Here is a 16,288-nt window from a genome sequence, read left to right on the forward strand (position 1 = left end):
TTTGGTGTTCGAGGTGGTCAGCCGGTGACGTCGCCGTGTTCACGAAGCCATGCCATTCCCGGGCGGCATTGCCGGTACTGTTCGCGGGGAAGCGCGGATGGGGAATGCATGAGGTTTTCGGTTGCGGTGTCTGATGCCGTGGAGGTCACAGGTCCAGCTCCAGATCCGCGCCAGCTGCCCGGGACACACACGGCATCATCACGTCACCCGTGGACTTCTCCTCATCGGTGAGATAGATGTCGCGGTGCTCGATCCGTCCGCCGCGCACCGGGAGCTTGCATTCCCCGCACACGCCCTGCCGGCACAGGTTCGGCACGTCGAAGCCGTTGTCCAGCAGCGCGTCGAGCAAGCTGGCGTCGGGTCCGACAGTCACGGCGGTACCGGTGCGGCCCAGGGTCGCGGTGAAGGGTTCACCCCCAGCGGAGATGCCGGAGGAGAACGGCTCTGAGTGCACACGCTGGAGTGGCCAGCCCTCGGCGAGCGCAGCTTCGGTGACGGCGTCGATCATTTGCGCCGGTCCGCAGGTGTAGAGGTGGGTGCCGATCGGCTGCCGCGTCAAAGTCGGTGTCACGTGGTCCCAGAACTGTTCCGGGGTCTCCACCATCGTCAACCGGTCCCCGCATAATTCGATCAGGTCCTCGACGTGTGCGCCGAAGCCGGAGCGGAAGGAATAGATCACCTCGAACGAGCGACGCCACTGCACTGCCGCACGCACGTGCGACAGGATCGGGGTGACCCCGATGCCGCCGGCGACGAGGACGTGGTGGCGTGCGTTCGGAATGGGAGCGAACGCACTGCGCGGGCGGGACGTGGTCACCTGGTCGCCGACCGTGAGGTTGTGCACCCACCGCGACCCGCCGGCGCCGGCCCGGTCCAGTCGAACAGAGATCGAGTAGTGGGCCGGTTCGATCGCCGGGCCTGTCAGGGAGTAGGAATTGCGTGTCCCCGGCTTCCAGGTGACCGCGATGTGACTGCCCGGGGTGAACGACGGCAACGTTCCGCCACCGACTGGCGCCAGGACGACCTGACGGATGTCCTCGCAGAGCATCGAAGTGTCGGCAACTTCGACGGAAAGGTCGCTCTGTACCACGGCGCTGGTTGTCGCGGTCTCGACTGCTTCGGTCACGTCAGATCCTCCGAATCTGCTCGATAGCCATGATTGGCATGGTGACGGCGGGAGAAGTGGTGGTAGACGATCAGGGTTGCTCGGGAACCGCCACAACGGAATTCGTCGTCGATCACGGCGGCGGTAGTGACAGTGTGACAGTGCGCGCTGAACACCCGACGTCACGGCAGCACCCACCGCCACCACCGGGTAGAGGACGCCGTGGTCACTGCCATCGCCGATTACGGCGCGAAGGAGCGGTGACCGACGTAGTACGCCAACGCACCGTCAGGGGTGGTGAATCGGATCCGCGATCCCTTCGGCAAGAAGATCGCGTCCTTCGCCTTGGCGACCTCCTTCTGTCCGGTGTCGAGATTCTCGAGAACGAACTCGCCCTCGAGCACAACCTTCATTTCGTCGTACTCGTAGAGGTAATCGAGGGGATTGTCCGTGCGCCGGAGTTCGAAGTAGCCTGCCGACATCTCGGACCCGTCCGGGTTTGCGTACACGTCGTCGATGAAGCCTTCGGTGCCCGGGTACTCCGCAACCGGCATCTGCGGCAGAGACTTCCAGAAATCTGCGGTGACGCGGAACGGTGCGACGGTCCGTCCGATCGCACTGGAATCGACAACGGTCATTGGGGTCCTCCTGGGGATGGGATTGTGCAATCGCTACGTCGATCACCATGCGATGAAACTGAAGATAATGGCAGGAAACCATGCCGTGGGTTACGTGCTCGTAAACGCGCGTGACAAGGAGGTTTATTTGCAAGAAGCACGCATGCCCGCTCTCATCGTGCGCGCCGCCCGCGCGGCCGGACTGCCGCCGCCGATCGACAGCGTGGTCGCACAACTCGACGACGACGGCCTCCTCACGGCCGAAGCCGAACATTCGTGGGGCCTCGGATTCGTCGGGATGTCGGAGATCCACCCCGCCCAGCTGCAGGCGATCCACCGGGTTTTCACCCCCTCTCCCGACCAACTCGACTGGGCGCGGCGTGTCTTACTCGTTCGAAGCAGCAGGGCACGCCGCACTGCGCATGCCGGATGAGACTTCGTCGACGCCCCGGTCGCAGCCCGGGCCACGGACCTGTTGCGCCGCAACCAGCGGATAGCCGATTCAAGCGGGCATGCGGGAGCGGCGGTGATTAGGCCGATTTCCCCGATACCTGAAGGCATCACCGATCGTCCCGGCGCCCTTCACCGCACGCGATCCTGACCAGCACTTTTCCTGCGAGAAGAACGAGACGGGTGCTGCATGATGCCCCGATTGAGCCATCATGGCTTGCGCTGGTGCCATTTTGGTGCCATATTGGTGCCATGGACTTGACCTCGTACGTGAGCAACCATGGACGCGAGTTCGCCAAACACGCCGAAGCCGGCGGCGACGACGCGCCCTGCACGTTGGTCCAGCACCTGACCGGGTCACTCGAGTCGGGGATCCGGACGACCCAGCGCGTCAAACAGACGACGCGGCGCCTCACCCGCCGGGTGCGGTAGCCGCACCGCCTCCCACCACACCGCGTCCCCGACCTGCGGGGATGTCTCGCCCACCCATCAGAAGGGGACAGTCATGCCCAATTTCGATACACCCGAACCGATTTCCGTCACGCTCGAGCTCGGCGTCGGCAATGTGCAGGTCACCGCGAGCGACCGCACCGACACCACCGTCGATGTCCGCCCGAGCGACGAATCCGATGAGTCGGACGTGCACGCCGCCCAGCGGGTCCGCGTCGACTACGCGAACGGCGTGCTCCAGGTCTCGGGGCCCAAAAGCGCGCGTTTTCGACTTCTCCCACAAGACCAGGTCGGTGGAGGTGTCCATCAACCTCCCCAGCGGTTCGCAGGTGTCCGGCGAGGTACAGGTGGGAGACCTCAGCGGCACCGGCCGACTCGGGGAGTGCAGGTTCAAGACCTCGGCCGGGAACGTCCGGCTCGAGCGGAGCGGCCCCCTGCGTGTGGACACCGCGGCCGGTCACGTCACCGCGGACGGCGTCGCGGGCAACGCCGAGATCCACACCGGCTCCGGGAGGGTTCGCATCGGAGCGACAGAGGGCTCCGTGGCCGTCAAGAACTCCAACGGCGACACCATGATCGACGCGGCCACCGGCAACGTCCGGGTGCGCTCGACGAACGGCGACATCTCCGTCGACCGGGCCGGCGCGGGGGTCGAGGCGAAGACGTCCAACGGCAGCATCCGCCTCGGCGAGGTGGCCCGTGGCTCGGTCGAGCTCGGGACTGCGATGGGCGACCTGGAGATCGGCATCGCCGAGGGCACCGCCGCACGGCTGCAGGTGAACAGCAAGTTCGGGCAGGTGCGCAACCTGCTGGACGACACCACCCGGCCCGAGGCGTCCGACGAGACCGTCGAGGTGCGCGCACACACCTCGTTCGGCGGCATCACGATCCGCCGTTCGTGATCCCCTTCTGGCCCTGGAGAAAGGGAAACCATGACCACCGAGCAATCTCAGCCGGCGACTGAAGTGACCAGGTTGCGAAAGTCGTTCGGCGGCCCCGCGTTCGAGAACCAACCGATGCATCTCGACGTGGACCAGGACCGCTGCATCGGCGCCGGCATGTGCGTACTGACCGCTCCCGAGGTATTCGACCAGAACACCGAGGACGGCCGGGTGCTTCTGCTCGCTCCCACACCACCACCCCCGCAACACACGTCAGTCCGCCAAGCCGCCCACACCTGCCCCGCCGCGGCAATCACGATCCTCGACCGATAACCGCCATCAGACACCACTCACACTGACACCACCGGCCGTCCGGTAACCCGCACGACACTCGGGGAACCCGACTACCGCCACGAAAGGAATTCCGATGAGTCGAACGATTCCCACCCAGCACGGCCTCCCCATGGATCGCGATGCGGGCCCCTTCGACCCGCCCCGACAGATCACCCGGCTGCGCGAAGCTCGCCCCGTCAGTCCCATGATCTTCCCCGACGGTCACGAGGGCTGGCTCGTCACCGGTTACGACGCGGTCCGCCGGCTCATGGCCGACACCCGACTCAGCTCCCGCCAGGACATCGGCATTCTCCACGTGCCCTACGAGACCCCCGGCATGCCCGCCGCCACCGAACCGTCCCCGCAAATCCCGGGCCTGTTCATCGCCATGGACCCGCCGGACCACACCCGGCTGCGGCGCAAACTCACCGGCGCCTTCACCGTCAAACGCATGAAGCAGCTCGAAGACCACATCACCGACATCGCCGAGCGGCAACTGGACGAGATGGCGCGCCTGACCCCGCCGGTCGACCTGGTCAAGGAGTTCGCGCTGCCGGTGCCCTCGCTGGTGATCTGCGAACTGCTCGGTGTCCCCTACGCAGACCGCGAGAACTTCCAGGTCAACTCCGCCAAGTTCCTGGTCAAGGACCAGCCGCTCGACGAGAAGATGGCCGCGTACATTGCACTGACCACGTACCTTTCCGACCTCGTCACCAGCAAACGCGCCGCCCCCGGCGAAGACATACTCTCCGACCTGGCCCGCCATGACGACCTCACCATCGAGGAGCTGACCGGTGCCGCCTTCCTGCTGCTACTCGCGGGCCACGAGACCACCGCCAACATGCTGGCACTGGGCACCTTCGCGCTTCTGGAGCACCCGGAGCAACTAGCCGAACTGCGCGCCGACCCGGACCTGCTACCCGATGCCGTCGAAGAACTCCTGCGCTACCTGGCCGTTGCCGACATCTTCTATCGCTACGCCACGGAAGACATCGAACTCGGCGGCGAAACAATCCGCAAGGGATCGACCGTCGTCGTCTCACTGCTGGCCGCCAACCGCGACCCCCAGCGCTTCGACGACCCCGACACACTCGACATCCGCCGCAAGGCCCGCGGTCACCTGTCCTTCGGTCACGGCGTCCACCAATGCCTCGGCCAGCAACTGGCCCGCATCGAGATGCGCGCCGGTTTCGCCGGACTGCTGCGCCGCTTCCCCACTCTCGAACTCGCCATCCCCGCCGACGATGTGAAACTCAGAACCGATATGAACATCTATGGCTGTCCACGAACTACCGGTCACCTGGATGGAAACGGCCCGGTAACTCGCGAGGCCATCGTCGAGAGGTGGGCGAAGCCGGCATGCGGCGACCGCCAGATGGAGGCGGCCTGCCGGTGGACCGACACCACGCCGCGCTTGGCTACCGCCCGCCATACCGGGCGACCGTCGGTAGTCTCGAAACATGGGCAAGCCCACGGTCCCGAGCGGCACGGTGCATGGAGTGCCAACAGATCTACGACAGGCATTGGTCGATAACGGCCCGGCACTGGCCGCGTGGAACGACATCACCCCTGGCACGCAATGAGTGGATCTGCTGGGTCGAGGATGCCAAGCTCGATGAGACGAGACGGCGTCGGATCAAGAGGACGCATACCGAACTGGCTGAGGGCAAGCGCCGCCCATGCTGCTGGCCTGGTTGTCGTCACCGGGAAAAGACCGGCAAGTAGGAGTTCGTCGTGCTCGCGGTATGGGGGTCGATCTGTATTGCGGTACTCCTCAGGCTTCCGGGATTTCGAAGCCGAATGTCTCGCGGGTGATGTCGTCAGGTTCCGGTCCGCCGCGCACCCCGGTGTCGAGAGCGTCGATCGCGGTGAGCTGATCGGCGGTGAGCTCGAAGTCGAAGACGTCGAAATTCTCGGTGATACGCGACGGGGTGACCGATTTCGGAATCACCTGGCGGCCCTGCTGCAGGTGCCACCTCAGCATCGTCTGGGCCGGCGTCTTCCCGTGTGCCGCTGCGATGTTCTTGATGGTGGGATCGTCGAGTGTCGAGCCGTGGGAACCGTGGCGGTAGAAGGTGATGCCACCGATCGGAGACCACGCTTGGGACACGATCCCTCGTGCGGCGTTGGCCGCGAGCACGTCGGATTGACGGAAGTACGGATGTACCTCGATTTGGTTGACCGCCGGCACCACCGATGTTTCGTCCCGCAGTCGCGCGAGGTGACCGGACATGAAGTTGCTGACACCGATGGCGCGGACGCGGCCATCCGCGAGCAGCGTCTCGAGCGCCTTGTAGGCCTCGACGGTGAGGGTGAACTCGCCGGGCAGAGCCTGGTGCAGTATCAGCAGGTCGATCTGATCGATTCCGAGTTTGCGTGCGCTCTTGTCGAAGGCATGCAGCGTCGCGTCGTAGCCGTAGTCGGTGATCCAGATCTTGGTCTCGATGAAGATGTCCGAGCGATCGATGCCCGAACGGCGTATGGCTTCACCGACCTCGCGTTCGTTCTGATAGGCAGCGGCGGTGTCGATGTGCCGGTATCCGGTCTCCAGTGCCGCCTCGACCGCAGCAACAGTGTCATCGGGCGGGGTCTGGTACACCCCGAAACCCAGTGCCGGCATCGTGATTTCGTTGTTCAAAGTCAATTCGGGGATGGTCATGCTTCAACCTTAGGATCGGTCAGCACGCGCGGGGAGTGACGCACTGAGCAGTTGTCATGCCGCGGATCTCGTGCGGCGGGTGTATGCGGAGCCAACCCGCAATGCGGCGCGCACCAGGATCATCGGCGCGCCCGTGGCCCGACCGGAAACAGCGGTTGTCACGGCCGGACCGCGACCTTGAGCGCGTCGCGGGCATCCATCGCGGCATAGCCCTGCGGCGTCTGAGCAAGTCCGACGGTCCGGTCGAACACCTTCCCCGGCTGCACGATGCCGTCCAGGACTGCCGGAAGCAGCTGCTCGATATACGCGCGCACCGGCGCCGGACCACCGGTCAGGGTGACGTTCGGCCCGAACAGGCTCCCGAACCCGACCGGCGCGTCCTCGTACTGGGGCACCCCCACACGACTGATCGTTCCGCCCGCGCGGACGACGCCCACAGCCTGATCGTAGGCGGGCCGGTGACCGACCGCCTCGAGGACGATCGCGCTGCCCAGGCCGCCGGTCAGCTCACGAACCTTCGCGATTCCCTCCTCACCACGCTCGGCAACCACATCGGTCGCACCGAACTCGCGACCGAGATCGGTGCGCACCTGGTGCCGCCCCATCAACACGATCTGCTCGGCACCGAGCTGGCGAGCCGACAGCACCGCCATCAACCCGACCGCCCCGTCACCGATCACGGTCACCACACTGCCCTCGCCGACGCCGCCGCGGATCGCGGCATGCCAGCCGGTGCCGTACACATCCGACAACGTCAACAAGGAGTCGAGCAGCGCATCGTCGGCGTCCTCGCCCACCGGCACCTTTACCAACGTGCCGTCGGCCAGCGGCACCCGGACCGCCTCGGCCTGACCACCCGCCGTACCCAGCGAGGCGTCATTCCAGAACCCGCCACGCACACACGAGGTCTGCAGACCCGCAGCGCAGAACGCGCACGTGCCACACGACACCGCGAACGGCGCAATGACGAAGTCACCGACACGCAACGTCCTCACATCCGAACCGGTTGCTTCGACGACACCGATGAACTCGTGCCCCATCGATCTGCCCGCAGGATCGACCTCCATGGAGTGATAGGGATGCAGGTCGCTGCCACACACGCAGGCCCGCACGATCCGAACCAGAGCGTCGGTGGACGACTGGATGGTGTGATCAGGAACATCGATGACACGGACATCGCCCGCGCCGAACATGTACGTCGCTTTCATGCCACCCAGTTGACCTCCATTCCGGCCGCGCGGGGAGTCACGGACGTTCCGGGTACTGCCAGTACCTCCCACATCCGGCGATCGCTGCCTACCGTGGACTCATGAGCTCGACCGACCTGCGCACCGAAATCCGCGAGTTCCTCAGCACGCGGCGCGCACGCATCACCCCTGAGCAGAGCGGACTACCCGTGTACGGCGGTAACCGCCGCGTCAAAGGCCTGCGCCGCGAAGAGGTCGCCATGCTCGCCGGTGTCTCGGTCGACTACTACGTCCGCATGGAACGCGGCAACCTCGCCGGCGCCTCCGACAGCGTCCTCGACGGCCTCATCGTCGCCCTGCAACTCGACGACGCCGAACGCGACCACCTCTTCGCCCTCGCCCGGCAAGCACAGGCAAGCACCACCCGCCGCCCCCGCACTCCACCGGTGACCGTGCGTCCGGCAATCCAGCAAGTACTCGATGCCATCACGGACGCACCGGCCTGGGTCCGCAACGGCCGCCACGACATCATCGCGATGAACGACCTCGCGCGCGCCCTCTACTCCCCCGTGCTCGCCGACCCCCGCCGCCCCGCCAACACCACCCGATTCGTCTACCTCCACCCCCAGGCAGCCGCAGACTTCTTCGTCGACTACGACACCATCGCCAGGGACGCAGCCGCCATGCTCCGACTCGAAGCAGGCCGCAACCCCCACGACAAAGCACTCATCGCACTGGTCGGGGAACTGTCCACCCAAAGCGAACTATTTCGCCAACGCTGGGCATCACAAGACGTCCGCTTCCACCGCAGCGGCCGAAAGCGCCTGCACCACCCCGCCGTCGGCCAACTCGACCTCGACTTCGAAGCACTCGAACTGTCTTCCGAACCCGGCCTGCAACTCAACATCTATACCGCAGCCGCCGGCACACCCACCGCCGACGCCCTCACGCTCCTCGCTTCCTGGGCCGCTAGTCAGGAACGACTCGGCACCGAACACGACGCTCCCAGCAGACCGCACTGACCCCTGTGCACAGGCGATCGGTGGGCCGCCACCCGGGCGCCAACGGCAGCAGCCACCGGATCATGACCCGATTCAGGAGAGTCAGAGTTGGAGGCCGGCGTGCCGGTTGGTGTCTTTGTAGAGCAGATAGCGGAAGCGACTCGGCCCGCCCGCGTAGCACGCCTGGGGACAGAAGGCACGCAACCACAGGAAGTCGCCCGCCTGCACTTCGACCCAATCCTTGTTGAGCAGATACACCGCCTTGCCCTCGAGGATGTACAGGCCGTGTTCCATGACATGCGTCTCGGGGAACGGGATCGCACCTCCCGGTTCGAAGGACACGATGTTGACGTGCATGTCGTGGCGGGTGTCGTTCGGATCGACGAACCGCTGGGTCTTCCACGCCCCGTTCGTGTCGGGCATCTCGACGCCCACGACATCGCGCTCCCGGGTCACGAAGGACTCGGGCACCTCGATGCCGTCGACCTGCTGATAGGTCTTGCGGATCCAATGGAACGTCGCGGTGGCCGGACTGTGGTTGTGCAGGGTCCACCGGGCGCCGGGAGCGAGAAATGCGTAGCCGCCCGCATCCAGCGCATGCTCGACCCCGTCGAGTGTGAGAGTCAGCGCACCGTCGACAACGAACACCACCGCCTCGGCGCCCGGATCAGCATCGGGACGGTCACTACCGCCACCAGACGAGACCTCGACGATGTACTGCGAGAAGGTCTCCGCGAATCCGGACAACGGCCGCGCCAGCACCCACGCCCTGGTTCCGTTCCAGTGTGGCAGCAGACTGGCGGTGATATCGCTCATCGTGCGACGCGGCAGGACCGCGTAGGACTCCGTGAAGACCGCGCGGTCGGTGGTCAGGTCGGTTTGCGGCGGCAGGCCGCCTCGCGGAACGAAGTAGTTCATGCTGTCCTTATCGGGTTGTCGGGATAGGGGCGGCGGCATGCCGGCGTGGTGTCGATTTTCCGCCTGTGGTCCAGTGTCCTATGGGTACATAGCTGATCACATGTGGGTGACAGGACCGCCCCGGGCGTCCCCTGCTCGATTACTGGAACTTCGCCTCGGAGATTGATCCCGTCGAGAGTGCCGATCCCACCCAGCAAGCCGGCGAACCCGAAGCACCTCGATCCGGCATTGTCGACCAGATGGCCGGCCCGCGTCTGGCGTACCGTAGAGCGGTGCGCTACGAGGTAGGTGAGTCCGATACCGCGACCGCATTGGGCAGTGGTGACGTTCCGGTACTGGCGACCCCACGGCTGATTGCGTGGATGGAGGCGGCCACCATCGCCTGCGCCGCACCGTTCATCGGGGCGGGCCAGACGACGGTCGGGACCGCTGTCCGAATCGAGCACCTCGGCCCCACGCCGGTCGGCGCCGGCGTCGAGATCGCTGCCGAGCCCCCAGCCGCCGCTGTCGGCCATCGGCTCACCTTCACCGTGCGAGCGATCGACAGCTCGGGGAAGGTTGTCGCGTCGGGTGAGATCGACCGGGCGATCGTCGACCGCGACCGGTTCCTCGATGCGTCGTCCCCCGGGGACGACAACCGCTGATCGAACAACGAATCGCGCAGCGCTGAAGACCGTCGATTCACTATGGTGACGATCTGGCCATGCTGTGTCCGGTCAGCTCGGACCCTTTCGTCCCACGAGATGAAAGACGCGGCTGAGTTGGCGGTAGGGGTCTCGTCGGCTGGCCTCGAGTTCGACTGCGGCCGCCGCCGCCACCTGCTTCGAATCGCTGGAGTCCAACTCGGCTCCACTGAAATCGAGCCAATCGACAAACAGCCACACCCCGTACCAGCGTAGGGGTTCCACGCCGCAGCTCCGCAGGAGCTCGCTGAGTTCCTCCACCGTGTCGGCTCGAGTAGGCACTCCCAGCACCCCGACCTCTCCCCTGGTGTCGAACGATGCCAGAGCGTCGTCCCATCGTAGTTCCAAGGCCGGGCGCACTGCCATCGCCTTAGCGTTGCCCGCCATGATCGAGACGACGCCGCCGGCAGCAGTACACCGGCACAGCTGTTCGAGCAATGGCTCCGGCCGCTCCAGGTATCCGAGCACGCCATGACACAAGACGGCGGCGAAGCGTTGACCGTTCACCGCCTCGTCGGCGTTCTCACCGTCGGCCTCCACGAGCGTCACCCGTCGCTGCGCCTCATCAGGCAACTGCTGGAGTCGCTGTCGAGCTTTGTCCAGCATCGCCGACGACGGGTCGAGCAGCGTCACGTCGTAACCGGCGTGGGCCAGCGGGAACGATTGATGACCTGCGCCGCCGCCGACGTCGAGCACAGACGCTGGAGGCGCCGGCAAATGCTCCAGCAGCTGCTGGTGCAGCACATAGGTGCGCACGCGTCCCTTCACCGAGGCATACGCCTCATCGGCAAATTGGTCAGCCAAACCGGCCCAAGCGTCATCGCCCACCACACCAAGATAATGCCGCGTCTTGCGCCCCCCAATCCGTAACCGGCCGTGCCCGGTCGACCCCTGCACCGGATCCCGCCGCACACCTGTCGACGGCACGGAGGCTGCCGGGGTGGACGGTTCGTCGATCCGCTCGAGACCTTCCACTGAATCTGCGCGATCCGAACGATTCCCATTCCGTCACCGTTCGGTGACAGTGTTCGCATGGATCCACGTCGGCGTGTAGCTGCACCTCGATAGTGGTGAGCGCCGCAAAGAGAGCCGCGTCTGCCCGCGCCACGGCCACCGACCAGAACGGAAGAGACGACACCCATGACCGCTAGCCCCTTCGATCTCCCCTACACCGCTGCCGAGGACCGCTACGAGAAGGTCCCGTACCACCGCACCGGAAACTCCGGTCTCGATCTGCCTGCCTTCTCGTTCGGCCTGTGGCAGAAGTTCGGTAGCGACTACGCTTATGCGACGCAGCGGGAAATCATCCTCCACGCGTTCGACCTGGGCATTACCCACTTCGACAACGCCGACCGCTACGGTCCACCGCATCGCGCAGCCCAGAAGAACTTCGGCGCCGTGCTCGCCAAAGACCTCGCGCCTTACCGGGACGAGCTCATCCTGTCGACCAAGGCAGGCAACCCGATCGGTCCGAGCCCGTATCTCAGGGGCGGCTCGCGCAAATCGATCCTCGCCTCGCTCGACCACAGTCTGCGCGACCTCGGCACCGACTACGTCGACATCTTCTACCATCACAGCCCCGACCTCAGCACGCCGCTGGAAGAGTCCGTCGGTTCGCTGGTCAGCGCGGTGGAGCAGGGCAAAGCGCTCTACGTCGGCATCTCCAACTACCTGCCCGATCGCAGCCACGAAGCCGCCGAACTACTGCGCCAGGCCGGCGTTCCGCTGCTCATTCACCAGGCGCGCTACTCGATCTACGACCGTCGCCTCGAACAAAACGGATTGCTGGACACCGCCCGCCAGGACGGATTCGGGCTGATCGTGTATTCACCCCTGGCGCAGGGTCTGCTGACCGACAAGTACCTCGAAACGATTCCCGAGCGCGCACGAGCACAGAACAGCACGTTCCTGACGCCGGATTTAATCGACGAGACCTACCGGCAGCGCACCGCCGAGCTCAACAAGATCGCCGAGGCACGCGGCCAATCCCTCGCACAACTCGCGCTGCAGTGGGTACTGCGGCGGCCGGAGGTCACCTCGGCGCTGATCGGAGCGAGTTCGACCGAGCAACTCGACCACAACATCGCGGCCCTGAACTTTCCGGCGCTCACCGACGAAGAACTCGCGCTCATCGAGGAACACGGTGTGCACGGGACCGGACTCGGACTCTGACCGCCGAGAATATTCCGGCGTGCTTCGTCCGCCGGGATTCGTTGTGTGACAGAGCCACCAGCCGATGACAACCAGTCACCCGCTCGCGCCGGCAGCGCGGGCGGGTGACTGTCACCGTTTGTTCAAAGCTGTTGCGGGAAGCACAAGTAGCGCTCCCCCGGCTCATTCGCGCAGCAACGGCAGGAGCTGATTGCCCTGACGCTCGATCTCCGGCAGATACGGGGTGTCGGAGAGCACGAAGTGGGTGATGCCCAGATCCTGGTACTTGCGCAGCGACTTCGCGACGTCCTCCGGGGAGCCGACGAGCCAGGTGGTGCCGGCGCCGCCGCCACCGACCTTTCCGGGTGCGGTGTACAGGTTGTCGTCGAGTACGTCGCCACGGGTAGCCAGGTCGAGGAGTCGCTGCTGTCCCACGGCTGTCGGGCGATGCGGGTTCTGCGGCGGCGCACCCTGGTTCTTCGCCATCTCCGCTACCTTCGCCTCTGCCTCGGCCCATGCCTGCTCGGTCGTGTCCCGGACGAAAGTGGTGATCCGCAGGCCGAACTCGAGCGGCGCATGCTCTCGGCCGAGTTCCTCACTCAGTGACCGCAACCGTTCGATGCGCTCCTGCACACCCACGAGAGGCTCTCCCCAGAAGAGCTGTACATCGGCCTCGGTCGCCGCAACATGCTCGGCGGCTTCGGACGCGCCACCGAAGTAGAGCTTCGGGTGGAGCCGGCCTCCGTGTGGCGAGATCCGGGGCAGCACCGTGGAATCGGTGACCTGGAAATGCTCACCCCGGAAGGTGACGTTCTCCTCCGTCCACAGCTTGCGGACGAGCTGGAGGAACTCCTTGGTGCGGGCGTAACGGTGAGCCTGGTCGCTCTCGTGTTCGCCGTACGCTCCGAGGTTGTCCTTTCCCGACACGATGTTGATCCGGACCCGGCCACCGGTCAGGTGGTCGAGAGTAGCGACAGCGGAGGCGAAGTGAGCCGGTCGCCAGTAGCCGGGTCGGATCGCGATGAGCGGCTCGAATGTCGCCGTCCTGGCCGCAAGGGCGGCGGCGACGGTGAGTGTGTCGGGCCTACCCCAACCGGTGCCGATCAATGCCCCTTTCCAGCCGTGTTCCTCGAGGGCCTTCGCCTGCGCCGTGAGGGTGTCCAGGCTGTTGTGGTCAACCGTGACGGCGTCGCCGCGGTGTCCCGGGGTGACCTGATTCGGGATGTACCAGAGGAATTCGAGACTCATGGGGTGGTGATTCCTGTTCGATGGTGGTGATGACCAGGACGAAGAGCAGCGGCCGCGCACGGAGCTGCGCCGCGTCGCCACCGCTCGGTCCCCGCTGTCAGCGGTGCGCGGGTCACATGCCCAGGCCTCGCCACTGGCGACCTTCGTCACGAAGCCATTGCGTCACTTCCCTACTTTCGCCCGAGGGATGCACCCGACCGGACGACGTGACCAGCATCCGGACATCGCGAGACTAACCCCGGTTGCCACCGTTGCACGTCCCCGCGTTCCGTCCTCCATGGAGAGAAACAGGACCTGACGTGCCACAGTTCGACGCAACGGGACATAAATTCCTCCCGATCGGAAATACCCAGTGCACCTTGCACCTTCATCGATGCCCCTTCCCCGGACACCATTGGCGTCAAGATGATTTCAACCCTCGAAGCATGGATGAAGACGGTGAATCATCAATCGAAATTGCGTTTTCATCGACGGAGAATGTGAATGCCCTCTGAACTAGCACTCTCGACACTTCACGTCAGCGAGGTGTCTTGGTTCGATCCCGACGCGGAGGCATTGCGAGCGGCCATGGCCGACGAAGTGGGGCCGCGATACTCCGACCGAGTATCGACTGCAGACCGGGCCGCCACCAATGCGGTTGACCCGACATCCGTTTTCGTCACAGTGGTGGTGTACACCGCCGAGGTGACGACCGGCAAACGAGAAGCGGTCGGTCACGCCGCACTCCGGTGGAACGGCGACGACCTGGAGTTGAAACGGATGTTCGTCACAGTGGAGCATCGCGGAACCGGCGTGTCGACAGCGTTGTTGAGCGCAGTCGAGGATGCCGCCAGGAAGGCGGGGCGCCCCCGCCTGATTCTCCAGACCGGCGACCGGCAACCCGACGCGGTCAGGTTGTACGAGAAGAGTGGCTACTCGCGGATTCCGATCTTCTCCCCGTACGAGATCTTGCCCTTCTCGAATTGCTTCGAGAAGGTATTCGATCAGGGGTGACGGATCGCCGCACTCCACGTAACAGACGAGGTGCGGACGACGTCGGCGTCGACCAACGCCACGGCTCGCCCGTTCTCGGACACGACGACCGGCCCCCGGTGCCCCCGGATTCGTCGCACGGCGACCGTCAGCTCTTCGGTGACTCCCACGACGGGCAACGGCTGATCGACGTGCACGCCGACCGGGTCGTCGTCCGGACCGTCTGACAGCGCCGCGGCACCGACGGACCCCAGGATCTCCGCGACCACGACCGGACCGGTGACCGGGCGCGCCAGCGCGACGGGTAGCACCGGGGTGTCGGCGAGCACGTCACGCGCCTCCGCGACGGTTGCGGTGGACGGCACTGCCCGGGGTGCGCTCCCCCGGCCGCCCAGTGCGTCACCCACAACGGGTCCGGTCGCTGCGTGGTAGAGCGGGAAGCCCAGCCGTCCCAGCCACTCGTTGTCGAAGTACTTCGACAGGTAGGCCCGGCCCGAGTCCGGGACGATCACGACCACGACGTCGTCCGGACCGAGGGTCCGCGCGACCCGCAGGGCGGCGGCGACCGCTGTACCGGCGGAACCTCCGACGAGGAGGCCTTCCTCCCGGGCGAGGCGGTGCAGCACCGTGAGCGCCTCGATGTCCGGGATCCGCTCGAGTCGATCGACGACGTCCGGGTGATAGGAATCCGGCCACTCGTCCTGCACGGTCTGCGGGTGCAGGAAATGCCCCACGGATTCGATGTACCAGGCCCGTCCGTCTCCCCCGCCGTATACGGAGGTCTCGGGATCCGCACCGATGATCTGCACGGCCCCGCCGGAGATCTTCGTCAGGAACTCCCCCGTCCCCGTGATGGTCCCACCGGTTCCGACACCGGCAACGAAATGAGTGACTCGGCCCTGGGTCTGACGCCAGATCTCCGGTCCGGTCGTGGTGCGGTGCGCGTCGGGATTGGCCGGGTTGTCGTACTGGCCGGCGAGCCAGCCGCCGGGAATCTCCGCCGCGAGTCGAGTGGCCACGTTGCGTACGAACTCGGGATGATGGCTGGGCCGGCCGCCCGGTGTCACATGCACCTGCGCCCCGTGTGCCCGCAGCAACGCGATCTTCTCGACGCTCGTCTTGTCGGGTACCACGACTACGGAACGGTATCCCCGAGCGGCGGCGACCAACGTCAGCCCGACTCCGGTATTGCCCGACGTGCCTTCCACGACGGTGCCTCCGGGCAGGAGTTCCCCGGATTCTTCAGCCGCGTGGATCATGGCCAGGGCGGCGCGATCCTTCACACTTCCGCCGGGGTTGAGGAACTCGAGCTTGGCATACACCGTCGCGGAGATGCTTCCGGTTACCCGGTTCAACCGGACGAGGGGTGTGTTGCCGATGGCGTCGGTGATCGAGTCGAAGACTCCGAGGCTCTCAGTATCGACTGCGGGGGGATCGAGGATGGTCATGCGTCTGCCTTTCGAGGCCGCCCTGGTGTCACTCGGTCAGCATCGCAAGAGCGGTCGTCGAGCAACAGGATTCGCGTCACGCCGATCAGATCTTCAGTGGCTCGCCACCCAACAGCGCATCGAGTTCACCCGAAATCCTGGAGATTCGAATTCTTCTCGTGTGCTGGCGAATGGGCTGTAATTCG

General features: G+C 65.5%; 17 protein-coding genes and 2 pseudogenes. 10 read left to right on the top strand and 9 right to left on the bottom strand.

Annotated elements, in window-relative coordinates; translation table 11 throughout:
- Positions 1–145: 145 nt before the first annotated feature.
- From OYT95_RS01565 to OYT95_RS01570, 3 genes are all read right to left on the bottom strand, one after another.
- Positions 146–1,126, bottom strand: a complete 981-nt coding sequence (locus OYT95_RS01565; protein ID WP_268790709.1) for a PDR/VanB family oxidoreductase — start codon at positions 1,124–1,126, stop codon at positions 146–148.
- Positions 1,123–1,281, bottom strand: coding sequence for a hypothetical protein (locus tag OYT95_RS44615; protein WP_378494626.1), 159 nt, complete (start codon positions 1,279–1,281; stop codon positions 1,123–1,125). Before OYT95_RS44615 ends, OYT95_RS01565 begins: the two co-directional genes overlap by 4 nt.
- Positions 1,282–1,347: 66 nt before the next feature.
- Positions 1,348–1,743, bottom strand: coding sequence for a cupin domain-containing protein (locus OYT95_RS01570; protein WP_037227739.1), 396 nt, complete (start codon positions 1,741–1,743; stop codon positions 1,348–1,350).
- A 142-nt stretch (positions 1,744–1,885) separates the two neighbouring features.
- Here OYT95_RS01570 and OYT95_RS01575 point away from each other — a divergent pair, with 142 nt between their 5' ends.
- The 6 genes and pseudogenes from OYT95_RS01575 to OYT95_RS01600 all read left to right on the top strand — a co-directional run bounded on the left by OYT95_RS01575 (position 1,886) and on the right by OYT95_RS01600 (position 5,561).
- Positions 1,886–2,155, top strand: a complete 270-nt coding sequence (locus OYT95_RS01575) for a hypothetical protein (RefSeq protein ID WP_235214442.1) — start codon at positions 1,886–1,888, stop codon at positions 2,153–2,155.
- 269 nt (positions 2,156–2,424) lie between these two features.
- Positions 2,425–2,604 (top strand): hypothetical protein, encoded by a 180-nt coding sequence (locus OYT95_RS01580; protein WP_268790710.1) that lies wholly within the window; start codon positions 2,425–2,427, stop codon positions 2,602–2,604.
- 317 nt (positions 2,605–2,921) lie between these two features.
- The gene (locus tag OYT95_RS01585) at positions 2,922–3,524 is read left to right on the top strand and encodes a DUF4097 family beta strand repeat-containing protein (protein ID WP_268790711.1); all 603 of its coding nucleotides are present in this window, start codon (positions 2,922–2,924) and stop codon (positions 3,522–3,524) included.
- Positions 3,525–3,587: 63 nt separating this feature from the next.
- A complete protein-coding gene (locus tag OYT95_RS01590; RefSeq protein WP_328286530.1) occupies positions 3,588–3,836 on the top strand; it encodes a ferredoxin in 249 nt (82 codons plus the stop codon).
- A gap of 94 nt (positions 3,837–3,930) precedes the next feature.
- Positions 3,931–5,158: pseudogene (locus tag OYT95_RS01595) on the top strand (cytochrome P450).
- A gap of 138 nt (positions 5,159–5,296) precedes the next feature.
- Positions 5,297–5,561: pseudogene (locus tag OYT95_RS01600) on the top strand (YdeI/OmpD-associated family protein).
- 49 nt (positions 5,562–5,610) lie between these two features.
- Here the strand turns inward: OYT95_RS01600 and OYT95_RS01605 are convergent.
- Positions 5,611–6,495, bottom strand: a complete 885-nt coding sequence (locus OYT95_RS01605; protein WP_268790712.1) for an aldo/keto reductase — start codon at positions 6,493–6,495, stop codon at positions 5,611–5,613.
- 158 nt (positions 6,496–6,653) lie between these two features.
- Positions 6,654–7,703: an alcohol dehydrogenase catalytic domain-containing protein gene (locus tag OYT95_RS01610; RefSeq protein ID WP_268790713.1), complete on the bottom strand. Its 1,050-nt coding sequence runs from the start codon at positions 7,701–7,703 to the stop codon at positions 6,654–6,656.
- A 101-nt stretch (positions 7,704–7,804) separates the two neighbouring features.
- Between OYT95_RS01610 and OYT95_RS01615 the strand changes: the two genes are divergently transcribed.
- The gene (locus OYT95_RS01615) at positions 7,805–8,704 is read left to right on the top strand and encodes a helix-turn-helix transcriptional regulator (protein ID WP_128638763.1); all 900 of its coding nucleotides are present in this window, start codon (positions 7,805–7,807) and stop codon (positions 8,702–8,704) included.
- Between the two features lie 81 nt (positions 8,705–8,785).
- Here the strand turns inward: OYT95_RS01615 and OYT95_RS01620 are convergent, their stop codons facing one another.
- Positions 8,786–9,601 (bottom strand): bifunctional allantoicase/(S)-ureidoglycine aminohydrolase, encoded by an 816-nt coding sequence (locus OYT95_RS01620; protein WP_128638764.1) that lies wholly within the window; start codon positions 9,599–9,601, stop codon positions 8,786–8,788.
- A 272-nt stretch (positions 9,602–9,873) separates the two neighbouring features.
- On the opposite strand from OYT95_RS01620, the gene OYT95_RS01625 reads away from it, so the two are divergent.
- Positions 9,874–10,245 carry a thioesterase family protein gene (locus OYT95_RS01625; RefSeq protein ID WP_037227960.1) on the top strand — a complete coding sequence of 124 codons (372 nt, stop codon included), beginning with the start codon at positions 9,874–9,876 and terminating at the stop codon, positions 10,243–10,245.
- A 72-nt stretch (positions 10,246–10,317) separates the two neighbouring features.
- Here OYT95_RS01625 and OYT95_RS01630 read toward each other — a convergent pair whose 3' ends face one another.
- The gene (locus OYT95_RS01630; RefSeq protein ID WP_037227963.1) at positions 10,318–11,112 is read right to left on the bottom strand and encodes a class I SAM-dependent methyltransferase; all 795 of its coding nucleotides are present in this window, start codon (positions 11,110–11,112) and stop codon (positions 10,318–10,320) included.
- A gap of 312 nt (positions 11,113–11,424) precedes the next feature.
- Between OYT95_RS01630 and OYT95_RS01635 the strand changes: the two genes are divergently transcribed.
- Positions 11,425–12,456, top strand: coding sequence for an aldo/keto reductase (locus tag OYT95_RS01635; RefSeq protein WP_128638765.1), 1,032 nt, complete (start codon positions 11,425–11,427; stop codon positions 12,454–12,456).
- Between the two features lie 162 nt (positions 12,457–12,618).
- Here OYT95_RS01635 and OYT95_RS01640 read toward each other — a convergent pair whose 3' ends face one another.
- Entirely contained in the window at positions 12,619–13,683 is a 1,065-nt protein-coding gene (locus tag OYT95_RS01640; protein WP_268790714.1) for an LLM class flavin-dependent oxidoreductase, read from the bottom strand.
- Between the two features lie 483 nt (positions 13,684–14,166).
- Here OYT95_RS01640 and OYT95_RS01645 point away from each other — a divergent pair, with 483 nt between their 5' ends.
- The gene (locus tag OYT95_RS01645; RefSeq protein ID WP_128638767.1) at positions 14,167–14,676 is read left to right on the top strand and encodes a GNAT family N-acetyltransferase; all 510 of its coding nucleotides are present in this window, start codon (positions 14,167–14,169) and stop codon (positions 14,674–14,676) included.
- Here OYT95_RS01645 and OYT95_RS01650 read toward each other — a convergent pair.
- Positions 14,667–16,103, bottom strand: a complete 1,437-nt coding sequence (locus OYT95_RS01650) for a PLP-dependent cysteine synthase family protein (protein ID WP_128638768.1) — start codon at positions 16,101–16,103, stop codon at positions 14,667–14,669. The genes OYT95_RS01645 and OYT95_RS01650 overlap by 10 nt on opposite strands.
- Between the last annotated feature and the right edge of the window lie 185 nt (positions 16,104–16,288).

Source organism: Rhodococcus sp. JS3073 (genome assembly GCF_026810085.1).
In the GTDB taxonomy this organism is placed as follows: domain Bacteria; phylum Actinomycetota; class Actinomycetes; order Mycobacteriales; family Mycobacteriaceae; genus Rhodococcus_F; species Rhodococcus_F wratislaviensis.